The organism is Glutamicibacter halophytocola, from assembly GCF_001302565.1.
Lineage (GTDB): Bacteria > Actinomycetota > Actinomycetes > Actinomycetales > Micrococcaceae > Glutamicibacter > Glutamicibacter halophytocola.
This window is the reverse complement of sequence record NZ_CP012750.1, coordinates 1347651-1360081: the sequence shown is the minus strand read 5'-3', so window position 1 is coordinate 1360081 and position 12431 is coordinate 1347651. Positions and strand designations below refer to the sequence as shown.

Genomic DNA, 12431 nt, shown 5'->3' with positions numbered 1-12431 from the left:
ACATGAAAACCTTATGTGGTCGGTTAAACGAGGAGCCCAATCGGTCCTCACCGAAGATCAGAAGAGCCAATCGGTAACCATTGGCTAATCAGGATTTCATTTTTCCTAATTAGTTGTTGCCTCACCGTTGCCTGCCGTTGGCCCTTCAGACCCCCTCTCAGATTTCAAGGAGCATCAATAAGCATGGATTGGCGTAGCCGCGCGGCGTGTCTGGAAAAGGATCCGGAACTGTTTTTCCCAGTTGGGAACACCGGTCCGGCCCTGTTGCAGATCGAAGAGGCCAAGAGCGTCTGCCGTCGATGTGAAGTAACCGAAACTTGCTTGCAGTGGGCTATTGAGTCTGGTCAGGATGCAGGCGTATGGGGCGGTATGAGCGAAGATGAGCGCCGCGCTTTGAAGCGCCGCGCCGCACGTGCTCGTCGCGCTTCATAATTATGCGCTCGAGGTAAATCTCGCAACCCGAGACGCCAAACGAATTCCGCCAGAGGTCAACACCCCTGGCGGAATTCGAGTTTAACCGGCATTTTTCCAGCTCCCCTAGGTAGATTAAAAGTAGTATTCATGTTCGAAAGGATCTGTTAGTGACTTTGGCCTGCTTCGCGCGCACAATTCAGGCGGGTGCAGACGGGAAATGAGCTCAGCCCTGACAGACCCGCATTTGGGCAAGACTCTCGACGGCAGATATCGGCTCGACCATCTGCTAGCTCTTGGCGGAATGTCCCGCATCTACCGCAGCATGGATAAGCGGCTTCACCGCGCTGTCGTCGTGAAAATACTGAACGACAATTTCGCGAGCGAACCCACTGTCCGTGAGCGCTTTCAATCTGAAGCCGTAATCGCCGCGAATATCACGCATCCGAATGTCGTTTCTATTCGCGACCATAATGTCAGCGACAATCTCGTTTACCTCGTCATGGAGTATGTCCGTGGACGGAACCTCGATCAAGTTATCGCTGAGCGGGGTCATTTCACGCCCCGCCAGATGTTGAGCGTTCTGGATCAAATTTGCAATGGACTAAGCGCTGCTCACAGCGAAGGCATCATTCACCGGGACATGAAACCAGCAAATGTCCTGCTCGCGGACACCGGAGAGATCAAGCTGACCGACTTCGGCCTGGCGCGAGCAGCCAGCGCCCATACCCAATCAGCAACATTGCTGGCAACGCTGTCCCATGTTTCACCGGAGCTCGTTTCTGGGGCGGCAGCCGATTCTCGCAGCGATATCTACGCGCTGGGCATCATGATCTATCAAATGCTCACCGGCAAACTGCCATACTCGGAAACTAATCCGGCCGCCATGATGAAACACCATCTGGACTCCCCCATGCCGTTGCCTTCGCACACGGTTCCTGGTCTTGCCGAAGATCTGGATGAGCTGGTTCGCTGGTGCACCGAAAAAGACCCTGAAAAGCGTCCTCAAGATGCCTCGCTCTTGCTAGAGGAAGTCCGCCAGATCCATGCGACCCTCTCCGATGAACAGCTGGACTTTGGTGTCGAAACGCTGGGAACCGTCGCAGATCTGATTCCCAAAACCTTCACCCACATGCCGACCACCTTGCAGCAACGGCTCGACGACATGCAACGCGACCGGGAGATTGAACGTGAACAGCAATGGCTAGCGCTTAACTCCACTTCCGGTGACGGCGAATACGAGGTCGACGACGACCAGGCGAACGAATCGCCAACCACGATCATCGCTGCCGGCGCCGCGACCGAGGTCCTGGACCTGCGAGACGCCCAAGCAACCCGTGCACTGCCCCAAGGCGAGAGCATTCCGGATGGCGCAGGCCTGAATGCCACCACCGCTTATGCGCGCGATGAGCTTCCCCATAGCGCGCCAGAAGCTGCCGATACTGCGCCTTCCGCACGCGATGCAAAGCGCGCGCAAAAGCAGGCAAACAAGCGCTGGCGCAAAGAAGCCCAAATTCCAACGCACCGCCTGCGCAAGCCGCGCACGGGGACCCAGAAGATCGTCATCACCTTGATGTGGATCCTGATTGTGGCGCTCGTTGCCGGCGCTGGGTGGTTCTTCGGTCGCGGACCCGGAACGATCGTGCGCATTCCTTCGCTGAACGGCATGCTCCAAGAGCGGGCGATCGCCCAAATGGATAGCCAAGGCGTCCCCGTTAAGGTCAGCACGGCCTACGACGACGAGATCGCGATTGGCCGGGTGGTCGATTCACACCCGGGCACCGGGAAGAACATCATGAAGTTTCAGGGCATCGAGCTTACAGTCTCACAAGGACCGGAGCTCTTCGACGTTCCTGACGTTGAAGGCTTGGCATTGGAAAGCGCCAAAAAGTCATTGGCCAAGGCCGGCTTCAAGAACCTGAGCACCACCGAAGAGTATTCTTCGTCGGTGGATTCCGGCTCGGTAATCAGCGAAAGTCCTGGCACCGGGCAACGGGTGCCGAAGAAGAACACCATCAAGCTCACTGTTTCAAAGGGGCCGGCACCAGTTCAAGTACCCTCGGTGATCGGCCTGAGCCAGGAACAGGCCACGGAAAAACTTCGCGCGGCCGGATTGTCATTAAAGGCTGGTGCTGAAGTCCATTCGGCACAGGTGGAAAAGGGCTTGGCAGCTTCCCAAGATCCAGCAACAGGCACCGCCGAATTCGGCAGTTCCATCACTGTCAATTTCTCCTCCGGGCCAGAATACATTCAGATTCCATCGGTTGTCGGACTCGACGTCAATGACGCTACGGCACGGCTGGAGGAATCTGGTTTCCAGGTGAAGACCCACAGCGTTTTCGGTGGTCGCAACCAGATCGTGCGAATGCAAACTCCGCTCAATCAGGAAGCTGTACGCGGTAGCGAAATCAGCATCTACGCTTTCTAGCGGTTACGCCAAAGGCTCAGTTCCCTTATGGGGAACTGAGCCTTTGGGTTATGCCTTAGCGATTGCGGCTGCGGCTTTGCAGTGCCGAGGAGACCAAGAAGGCCATTTCCAGGGACTGGCGGTGGTTCAGTCGCGGGTCGCAGACCGACTCGTAGAGCGAGTCGAAATCTTCCTCACGAATTGGGTCAGCGCCACCGAGGCACTCGGCCACGTCGTCGCCGGTCATCTCGACATGCAGGCCGCCCGGGAAGGTGCCCAGCGAGTCGTGCACCTCGAAGAAGCCGCGGACTTCGTCCATGACATCCTCGAAGTTGCGGGTCTTGTAGCCGTTCTGGCTGGTGACCGTGTTGCCGTGCATCGGATCGGTAACCCACAGCACCTGGGCGCCGGAGGCAGTGACCTTCTCGACCAGGTTTGGCAGCTTCTCGCGAATGTTCTTCGCACCCATGCGGGTGATGAAGGTCAGTCGGCCTGGTTCGCGGTTCGGATCGAGCTTTTCAATCAGGCGCAGCGCGTCATCTGGCTCGGTGTTCGGGCCAAGCTTCACGCCAATCGGGTTGCGCACACGCGAGAGGAAGTCGATGTGTGCGTGGTCCAGCTGGCGGGTGCGTTCGCCGATCCACAGGAAGTGGCCGCTGGTGTCGTACGGCAGGCCGGTACGCGAATCGGTGCGGGTCAAGGCACGCTCGTAGTCCAGCAGCAAGGCTTCGTGCGAAGCGAAGAACTCGGTGCGCTTGAGCGCCTCGAAGTCCGCGCCGCAGGCATCCATGAAGCGGATGGCCGAGTCGATTTCGCCAGCCAGCTGCTCGTAGGCGGAGTGTGCCGGGTTGGCCATGAATCCGCTGTTCCACGAGTGCACGCTGCGCAGGTCGGCGAAGCCGCCCTGGGTGAAGGCCCGGATCAGGTTCAGCGTGGCCGATGAGGTGTTGTAGGCCTGCACCATGCGCTTCGGATCGTGGGCACGTGATTCCTCGGTGAAGTCGTAGCCGTTGACGATGTCGCCGCGGAATGCCGGCAGGGTTACGCCATCTCGGGTTTCGTCATTCGAGGAACGCGGCTTGGCAAACTGGCCAGCCATGCGGCCCATCTTGATGACCGGCATCGATGAGCCATAGGTCAGGACAACGGCCATCTGCAAGATGGTGCGCACACGTGCGGAAATCTTGTCAGCGGTAGCATCGGCAAAGGTCTCGGCGCAGTCGCCTCCCTGCAGGAGGAAAGCGCGGCCCTGGGCGGCCTCGGCGAGGCGTTCACGCAGGACATCTACTTCGCCGGCAAAAACCAGAGGAGGACGCGAACCCAATTCGTTGATGGAGGACTGATAGTCCTTGTGCTCGCGCCAGGTTGGCTGCTGGGCAATAGGCAATTCACGCCACAGGTCTAGTTGCGGATCAGTGGCGGGGCCGGCTACAGAGGAGCCTGGCAATGGGGTTCGGTTTACTTCGCTCACCTTGAAGATTCTACGTCGCTGATCGGCAAAGCACCGCGACGAATGTAACAACAGCGCGTAATACTGTGAACCAGCTTCTACTTTTTAGCTTTCCGGGGTGCATAAACGTCGACATAGCTCTGTCCAGACAGCGCATTGATAGCCTGCCGGATCTCATCGGCGCAGGCCCGTAGCGCCTGCGGATCGCCATGTTTGCCCGCCAAATGCTCGAAGTGCAACGGCTCGCCGATCTTGATTCCGATCTTCCCCGGATGAGGCAGGCCCTGCCCGATAGGCTGGACCTTTTCGGTGCCGATCATGGCCACCGGAATCACCGGCGCCCCGGATTCCAGAGCGAGGATGGCCACGCCGAGCTTTGCGCGGTACAGCCTTCCATCCGGTGAGCGGGTGCCCTCTGGATAGATCCCCAGAATTTTTCCTTCATCCAGGGCCCGCTTGGCACTAGCCAGGGAAGCGGCTGATTTCTGCCCGCCGGAACGGTCCATTGGCAGCTGATTGATATTGCGGAAGAACCATGCGGTGATGCGCCCCTTGAGTCCGCGGCCGTTGAAATACTCGTCCTTGGCCAGGAAGATTACCGGGCGATCGAGCATCGCAGGCAGGAACACCGAGTCGCTGACTGACAGGTGATTTGAGGCCAGGATGGCCGCTCCGGTGCCCGGAACGTTGTTGATGCCTTGCAGATCCACGCGGAAGAAGATCCTCACCAGTGGCCGAACGGCGAATCGCTTGAGGAAGTCATACAGCACGGCAGAAAATTCCTTTTTCTCGAGGTTCGGCTTTGTCACGGGACATGGATTGATCACAGAACTTGTGGCACTGTCCGCACCCTTCAATTGTGCACTACGCTCGGAGGTATAAGCAGAAAATTGGAGTGGTCACGATGAATAATGAAGCACGGAATAGCTCTGGGCACTCATTGCCCAAGGGCTCAGCAGTGCTGCTGATCCATGGCTTCACTGGCTCCCCCACGGCCATGGAGCCCTGGGCCAGATCCCTGCAGGGAGCAGGCTTCACTACAGCCGTGCCTCTGCTTCCAGGCCATGGCACCCGATGGCAGGACATGATTCCGGTGGGCTATAGCGAATGGATCCAGGCAACCGAGCAGGCTTTTGACGACCTGGCACGCACGCATGGCACCGTGTTCGTGGCCGGTTTGTCCATGGGTGGAGCGCTGGCACTGCATTTGGCCACAAGGCGCAATGTCGCCGGGATTTCATTGGTCAATCCCGGGCTCGTGGTTGACTCTGCGCTGGCCCCGATGACGCCATGGTTGAAGCACCTGATGCGCAGTGTGGCGCCGATCAGCAACGATATCGCCAAGCGCGGAGTGGACGAGGGGGCCTATCCGCGCACGCCCGTGGCCGCGGTGGCTCAGCTCCATGCGCTGTTCGCGCAAACCCGTTCACGGCTGGAACTCGTCACCGCTCCGGTGCAGCTGTTCAGATCGACCGTAGACAATGTGGTGTCCGAAGCTTCCATGCGGGAGCTGGTAGCAGGGCTCAAGCCAGGAACACTGGCCGAACACCACATGCTGCTTCACTCCAAACACGTTGCAACACTGGATTATGATGCCGAGCAGATTTTCCACGAATCGGCCCGATTCTTCTCCCAGCTCGCCAGCACGGCGCACACTCGGACAGGAGGGCCCGTATGAGCCAGTCCGATGCCACTCCGCCGGAGCGCGAAGATCCCCGCTGGGATGATCTGGTGAAAAATTTTCAGCAGCTTGATGCGCAGGCCCCTCGGGAACCTAGTGCCCAAGAACGAGCAGATCACCTCAAGAAGCTCTTTAACACTGGGCCAGGGGCCATGAATGGCCCGCGTGATTTCGCGCCCGAAGAATCCGATGAATCCTTTGTCCCCGACGAGCCGGCGGCACTGGGCTCCGGGGATCCGATGCTGAATCTCGCGTGGACCGCGGCAGCAGGTGGACCCATCGGCTTGTTGCTGTGCGTGCTGTTCTTCCGTTCAGCTCCGGCCTTCGTTGTCATTGGCTTGGCCCTGGCGACCGTCGCCGGGATCGTCTACTTGCTTAAACGTCTTCCTACTGAGCACGATCCGGGAGATGATGGGGCCCAGGTCTGAAGTGAACTTGGAGCGCCAAACATAGTAAGTTACCGTAAAGTAATAAAGTGTGATGCGGATTACCCGACATTGCTCATGGGGACACATACAGTTTCAGGAGATGAATACCAGATGCGCGAATATAGCTCGCCAATTCGCATCCATACGCCTCAGCAGTCAAATATCACCGATCTGTTGCTGCGGCACGCCAATTCGGCCGCGAATCCAGCCTTGTTCGCCAAACCTGGCGACGGCTCCTCCTGGCAGGATGTCACCGCATCGCAATTTGCCGCGGACGCGAAGGCCATCGCCAAGGGTTTCATTGCCAATGGCATCAACCCCGGCGCACGCATCGCGCTGATGGCAAAAACCCGCTACGAATGGACCCTCGTCGACTTCGCCATCTGGTTTGCCGGATGCGTCACCGTTCCCATCTACGAAACCTCCTCCCCCAGCCAGGTAGCCTGGATTGTCGCCGATTCCGAGGTCAAGGCGATCGTTCTGGAATCGGCAACCCACGAAGCCGTGGTGCGCCGCGCAGCCCATCAGGAACAGCTCGATACCCTCGATAACATCTGGCAGTTCGAGAGCGGCCTGGAACAGCTGGCCGAAGACGGCAAGGATATTGATGACGAGCAGCTCGAAGCCCGCCGCTCGGCTGTCGCCTTGAGCGACATCGCAACCATCATCTACACCTCGGGAACCACTGGACGGCCCAAAGGCTGCGAACTGACCCACGGCAACTTTGTGGAGCTGGCAGAAAATGCTGCCGCGTCCCTTCCCCAGGCGGTGTATCCCGGTGCCTCCACCATCATGTTCCTGCCACTGGCCCACGTCTTCGCACGATTCATCTCCGTGATCAACGTGGCTGCCGGTTGCCGCACCGGGCATACCCCTGATGTGAAAAACCTGCTGGGTGATCTCCAGTCCTTCAAGCCGAATTTCATCCTTGCCGTTCCCCGCGTCTTCGAGAAGGTTTACAACTCGGCCATGCTCAAGGCCGAAGACGGTGGCAAGGGCAAAATATTCCACGCTGGCGTCGACGTGGCCGTGGCCTATTCCAAGGCGCAGCAGGCCGGCAAGATTCCGCTGGCGCTCAACCTCAAGCACAAGCTCTTCGACGCCTTGCTCTACAAGAAGCTGCGCGAGGCCATGGGCGGCAATATTCGCCATGCCGTCTCCGGTGGCGGCCCGCTGGGAGAGCGCCTGGGCCATTTTTTCAACGGCATAGGGGTCACCGTGCTCGAAGGCTATGGGCTGACCGAAACCACCGCGCCGATCACCGTGAATACCTTGGAACGCATCAAGATCGGCACCGTCGGCAAACCGCTCCCGGGCAACGCGGTTCGCATTGCCGAAGACGGCGAAATTCTTGCCAAGGGCTTGTGCGTGATGCGCGGATACCACAATCGCCCGGAGCTGCAGGAGGAAACCTTCACCGACGGGTGGTTCCACACCGGCGACATTGGCGAACTGGATGCCGACGGGTTCCTCAAAATCACCGGCCGCAAGAAGGAAATCATCGTCACTTCCAGTGGCAAGAACGTGATTCCGGCACTGCTTGAAGACCAGATCCGTGCCGACGCCCTGGTATCACAATGCGTCGTGATCGGTGATGGCCGGCCATTCATCGCGGCTTTGGTCACTTTGGATCCTGAAGCGCTTCCGGGCTGGCTTGAACGCCACCAGCTCGATAAGAACACTTCGCTGGAGGAATTGGCCACGCATCCGACGGTGCTGGAAACCATTGAGAAGGTCATCGCCAAGGCCAACACCTCGGTGTCCAAGGCCGAGGCAATCAAGTCCTTCCGCGTAGTGCCCGCTGACTTCACCGAGGAAACCGGCCATCTGACTCCCTCGATGAAGATCAAGCGTGCTGTGGTGCTCAAGGACTATAACGAGCTGATCGAGGAGATCTACTCGGCTCCCAAGCCCACAGCGTAATCCAGCACTGCTGTAACCAGCTCCCACGATTCGCGTGCCGAAGCGGCCCAGGGCAACCTGAGGCCGCTTTGCTGTGTCCGGGCGAAGTAGCTGCGCGGCAAGACTACTCGGTTGAATGCAGGGAGTTCTGCAACGCTGTGCCCTTCGTCGAGCACCGCGAAGATCAGGTTCTCCGCCAAGGACTGGCGGCCATTGGCCAGCAGCCACTGCACCAATTCCATCAGCTGGTCTTCGCCTGCGGGCCCGGTTTCTCCGACGACCACGAGCACGTCAACGCCGGCGAACTTCCCCTCGAGGACCGACTGAACGCGTTGCGGTCCGGCGGTGGACACCTCGGCACGCAGCTCCAGCTCGCCAAATTGCTCAGCCAGATGCTCGGCAATTTCGAAGAATGGCAGATGGGTGCTGAGGGTGAATACCAGCACGCCCAGGCGATCGCGCCCGGCAGCGGCCTCGCTTGCTCGTGCTGCCACCTCTGCGGGCGCTGCCCCTGCTGGAGTTTTATTTGCTCGCCTCACGGCTCTCCTTGTGCTTGATCTGCGTTGTGAATCATTGCGGTGAGCACAGGGGCTCGCAACCATGGTTGCGAGCCCCTGTGCTCTATGTGGCGTGCTATGCCAGCTGCTACTTCGGTTCGATCACCAACAGCAGGTCGCCACCTTGGACCTGGCTGGTGCCATCGAGGGTGATCTGGGTGACGACTCCGGTGGCGTTGGCGGTAATGCCGGCCTCCATCTTCATCGCCTCGATGGTTGCCACCGACTGTCCTGCCTCAACCAGGTCGCCGGCCTTCACGGTCACCGTCACGGCGCCGGCGAATGGCGCAGCCACATGCCCGGCATTGTTCGGATCAGCCTTTGGCGCGGACTTGACGGTGGACTCCACCGACTCGTCGCGGACCTTGATCTGGCGCGACTGGCCGTTAAGCGTGACCACCACGGTACGCAGGCCCTTCTCGTCAGCCTCGGACACCGAAACCAGCTTGACCAGCAGGCGGACACCGGTGCCCAGCGAGATGACGTGCTCGAAGCCCGGGGTCAGGCCATAGAGGTAATCGCGGGTGTGCAGCACCGACAGGTCGCCGAAGTTCTCCACCGACTTCTCGAAGTCGCGAGTCGGGCCGGCGAAGAGCAAGCGGTTCAGGGTGGATCGGATCAATTCCGATTCCCCGCGCAGCGCCTGGGCGTCCTCTGCGGACAGATCCTCGACGCGGGCCTTGACGTTGCGTCCCTGGAGCGCCTTGGTGCGGAATGGTTCCGGCCAGCCTCCTGGAGGGTTGCCCAGTTCTCCGGAGAGGAACTGGATGACCGAGTCCGGGATGTCGTAGTTCTGCGGATTAGCCTCGAATTCAGCAGCAGAGACGCCCGATCCGACCAGCTGCAGGGCCAGGTCGCCCACCACCTTGGACGATGGGGTGACCTTGACGACGTTGCCGAGCATCGCGTTCACCGAAGCGTACATGGACTCGATGGCTTCGAAGCGCTCGCCCAGGCCCAGCGCGATGGCCTGCTGGCGCAGGTTGGAGAGCTGTCCGCCAGGGATCTCGTGCTGGTACACGCGGCCCGTTGGTGCTGGCAGTCCCGATTCGAATGGCTTGTACAGGGCACGCACCGCTTCCCAGTACGGCTCCAGCGAGGCTACGGCATCCAGGGACAGGCCCGGATCGCGCTCGGTGAATTCCAAGGCCGCGACGAGTGCGGAGGCCGATGGCTGGGAGGTGGTGCCGGCCATGGCGGCGCTGGCAACGTCTACTGCATCCACGCCGGCATCGATGGCTGCCATCAAGGTGGCCAGCTGCCCTCCGGAGGTGTCGTGGGTGTGCAGGTGGACCGGCAGGTCGAAGCGCTCGCGCAGCGCGGTGACCAGCTTGGTGGCTGCCGCAGGGCGCAACAGGCCAGCCATGTCCTTGATCGCAATGATGTGTGCGCCTGCGTCAACGATTTGCTGCGCCAGGTCCAGGTAGTAATCCAGCGTGTACAGCTTCTCGTTGGCATCGAGCAGATTGCCGGTGTAGCACAGTGCCACTTCGGCAACGGCCGTACCGGTCTCGCGCACGGCCTTGATCGCCGGCGCCATCTGCGACACGTCGTTCAGTGCATCGAAGATGCGGAAGATATCGATGCCGGCCGCAGCTGCTTCCTTGACGAACGCGTCGGTGACTTCCGTGGGGTACGGGGTATAGCCAACGGTGTTGCGGCCACGCAGCAGCATTTGCAGCGGGATGTTCGGAAGTTCGGCCCGCAGCAGTTCCAGGCGCTTCCAAGGGTCTTCGCCGAGGAATCGCAGGGCAACATCGTAGGTTGCTCCGCCCCAGACTTCCATGGAGAACAGCTGTGGCACGCTGTGTGCATAGGCAGGCGCGGCCGCGAGCAGGTCGCGGGTACGCACGCGGGTTGCCAGCAGGGACTGGTGCGCGTCTCGGAAAGTGGTGTCGGTGATGCCCACTGCCTTGGAATCGCGCAGCAACTTGGCGAAACCCTCGGGACCAAGTTCCAGCAGTTTCTGGCGCCATCCATCAGCCGGCACTGCCGACTTGGATGGGCCGTCAAAGGGCGAGCGCTCCGGCTCGTCGGACTTGTCCCCCGGGAAGGCAGGAAGCTTCTTGCGAGGGTCGATGCCCTCGATGCGTTCGCCATTGGGGTGGTTCACGGTGACGTGCGCCAGGTAGTTCAGGGCCTTGGTACCGCGGTCCTGGGACTCGTTGCCGGTGAGCAGATCCGGCCGCGAATCGATGAAGTCGGTGGCGACATCGCCGGCCAGGAACTGTGGATCGCCCAGCACGTTCTGGATGAACGGGATATTGGTGGCCACGCCACGGACACGGAACTCAGCCAGCGCGCGCCGGGCACGAGCCACGGCGGTCTGGTAGTCGCGGCCGCGGCAGGTGAGCTTCACCAGCATCGAGTCGAAGTGAGGTGAAACCTCTGCGCCGGTGTAGATGGTTCCGCCATCGAGGCGCACGCCCGAGCCGCCGGCGGAGCGGTACACGGTAATCGTTCCAACATCCGGGCGGAAGCCGTTTGCAGGGTCCTCGGTGGTGATACGGGACTGCAGAGCCCAGCCGCGCACCTGGATCGTGTCCTGGCTGATTCCCAAATCCGCCAGCGACTCGCCGGCAGCGATGCGCATCTGCGCCTGGACCAGGTCGATATCGGTGACTTCCTCGGTCACGGTGTGCTCGACCTGGATGCGCGGGTTCATCTCGATGAACACGTGCTGGCCGGCGCGCTCGCCCACGGTGTCCACCAGGAACTCGACGGTTCCAGCATTCTGGTAGCCCAGGGTCTTGGCGAACTTCACAGCGTCGCGGAACAGCGCCTGCCTGATCGATTCGTCCAGGTTCGGAGCCGGAGCGATTTCGACAACCTTCTGGTGGCGGCGCTGCAGCGAGCAGTCGCGTTCGTGGAGGTGGACGATATTGCCGTGTTCGTCAGCGAGGATCTGCACTTCGATGTGCCGCGGGCGAAGAACTGCCTGTTCCAGGAAGACGGTGGGATCGCCGAAGGCGGTGCCTGCTTCTCGCATGGCCGCACCCATCAGCTCTGGCAGATCCTCGCGCTTGTCCACGCGGCGCATGCCGCGTCCGCCACCGCCGGCCACTGCCTTGACGAAGATTGGGAAGCCGATCCGGTCCGCTTCAGCAATCAGGAAATCAACGTCATCGCTTGGCTCGGAGGATTCCAGAACCGGGATGCCCGCCTGGCGGGCGGCCTTCAGCGCGGCGACCTTGTTTCCGGCCAGTTCAAGCACGTCCGCCTTTGGACCGATGAACTTGATGCCTTCGGCCGCTGCAGCACGAGCCAGATCGGGGTTCTCGGACATGAATCCGTAGCCCGGGTAAATTGCGTCCGCACCGGCTTCTTTGGCGACGCGGATAATCTCGTCGATGTCCAGGTAGGCGCGGACCGGGTGGCCCTCTTCGCCGATCTGGTAGGCCTCTGCGGCCTTCTGGCGGTGAATCGAATTGCGATCCTCGTGTGGGTAAACCGCAACTGTCTTTGCACCTAGCTCGTAGCTGGCACGGAAAGCACGAATTGCAATCTCACCGCGGTTGGCGACCAAGATTTTTTCAAACATAGTGTCCCTACATCGAATCAGTACAGGTTGGTTGGGCTCGGTCCAAGGGTTTGA

General features: G+C 60.4%; 9 protein-coding genes. 5 read left to right on the top strand and 4 right to left on the bottom strand.

The genetic code is table 11. From position 1 onward, the window contains the following. The first annotated feature begins 183 nt into the window (after positions 1 to 183). Positions 184 to 432 (top strand): WhiB family transcriptional regulator, encoded by a 249-nt coding sequence (locus AOZ07_RS18125; protein ID WP_013348560.1) that lies wholly within the window; start codon positions 184 to 186, stop codon positions 430 to 432. 199 nt (positions 433 to 631) lie between these two features. Beyond that, the gene (locus AOZ07_RS06340) at positions 632 to 2839 is read left to right on the top strand and encodes a Stk1 family PASTA domain-containing Ser/Thr kinase (RefSeq protein WP_084793155.1); all 2208 of its coding nucleotides are present in this window, start codon (positions 632 to 634) and stop codon (positions 2837 to 2839) included. A gap of 55 nt (positions 2840 to 2894) precedes the next feature. Here the strand turns inward: AOZ07_RS06340 and AOZ07_RS06335 are convergent, their stop codons facing one another. Together AOZ07_RS06335 and AOZ07_RS06330 are read right to left on the bottom strand one after the other, a co-directional pair. After that, positions 2895 to 4289 carry a class II 3-deoxy-7-phosphoheptulonate synthase gene (locus AOZ07_RS06335; protein WP_060701237.1) on the bottom strand — a complete coding sequence of 465 codons (1395 nt, stop codon included), beginning with the start codon at positions 4287 to 4289 and terminating at the stop codon, positions 2895 to 2897. 77 nt (positions 4290 to 4366) lie between these two features. Further along, the gene (locus AOZ07_RS06330; RefSeq protein ID WP_372628297.1) at positions 4367 to 5077 is read right to left on the bottom strand and encodes a lysophospholipid acyltransferase family protein; all 711 of its coding nucleotides are present in this window, start codon (positions 5075 to 5077) and stop codon (positions 4367 to 4369) included. 95 nt (positions 5078 to 5172) lie between these two features. On the opposite strand from AOZ07_RS06330, the gene AOZ07_RS06325 reads away from it, so the two are divergent. From AOZ07_RS06325 to AOZ07_RS06315, 3 genes are all read left to right on the top strand, one after another. Next, a complete protein-coding gene (locus tag AOZ07_RS06325) occupies positions 5173 to 5946 on the top strand; it encodes an alpha/beta hydrolase (protein ID WP_060701233.1) in 774 nt (257 codons plus the stop codon). After that, positions 5943 to 6377, top strand: coding sequence for a hypothetical protein (locus AOZ07_RS06320; protein WP_060701231.1), 435 nt, complete (start codon positions 5943 to 5945; stop codon positions 6375 to 6377). The genes AOZ07_RS06325 and AOZ07_RS06320 overlap by 4 nt, the downstream gene beginning before the upstream one ends. Positions 6378 to 6488: 111 nt before the next feature. After that, the gene (locus AOZ07_RS06315) at positions 6489 to 8300 is read left to right on the top strand and encodes an AMP-dependent synthetase/ligase (protein ID WP_060701230.1); all 1812 of its coding nucleotides are present in this window, start codon (positions 6489 to 6491) and stop codon (positions 8298 to 8300) included. On the opposite strand, the gene AOZ07_RS06310 is transcribed toward AOZ07_RS06315, so the two are convergent. Together AOZ07_RS06310 and AOZ07_RS06305 are read right to left on the bottom strand one after the other, a co-directional pair. Then, entirely contained in the window at positions 8273 to 8818 is a 546-nt protein-coding gene (locus AOZ07_RS06310) for a hypothetical protein (RefSeq protein ID WP_194943816.1), read from the bottom strand. The genes AOZ07_RS06315 and AOZ07_RS06310 overlap by 28 nt on opposite strands. Positions 8819 to 8924: 106 nt before the next feature. Beyond that, on the bottom strand, positions 8925 to 12377 hold the full coding sequence (locus AOZ07_RS06305; protein ID WP_060701226.1) for a pyruvate carboxylase: 3453 nt from the start codon (positions 12375 to 12377) through the stop codon (positions 8925 to 8927). Positions 12378 to 12431 lie beyond the last annotated feature (54 nt).

Excerpts from the sequence above, each read along its gene's own strand:
- AOZ07_RS18125 (WP_013348560.1), top strand. The coding sequence starts at position 184 with ATGGATTGGCGTAGCCGCGCGGCGTGTCTGGAAAAGGATCCGGAACTG.
- AOZ07_RS06340 (WP_084793155.1), top strand. The coding sequence starts at position 632 with ATGAGCTCAGCCCTGACAGACCCGCATTTGGGCAAGACTCTCGACGGC.
- AOZ07_RS06325 (WP_060701233.1), top strand. The coding sequence starts at position 5,173 with ATGAATAATGAAGCACGGAATAGCTCTGGGCACTCATTGCCCAAGGGC.
- AOZ07_RS06320 (WP_060701231.1), top strand. The coding sequence starts at position 5,943 with ATGAGCCAGTCCGATGCCACTCCGCCGGAGCGCGAAGATCCCCGCTGG.
- AOZ07_RS06315 (WP_060701230.1), top strand. The coding sequence starts at position 6,489 with ATGCGCGAATATAGCTCGCCAATTCGCATCCATACGCCTCAGCAGTCA.
- AOZ07_RS06305 (WP_060701226.1), bottom strand. The coding sequence starts at position 12,377 with ATGTTTGAAAAAATCTTGGTCGCCAACCGCGGTGAGATTGCAATTCGT.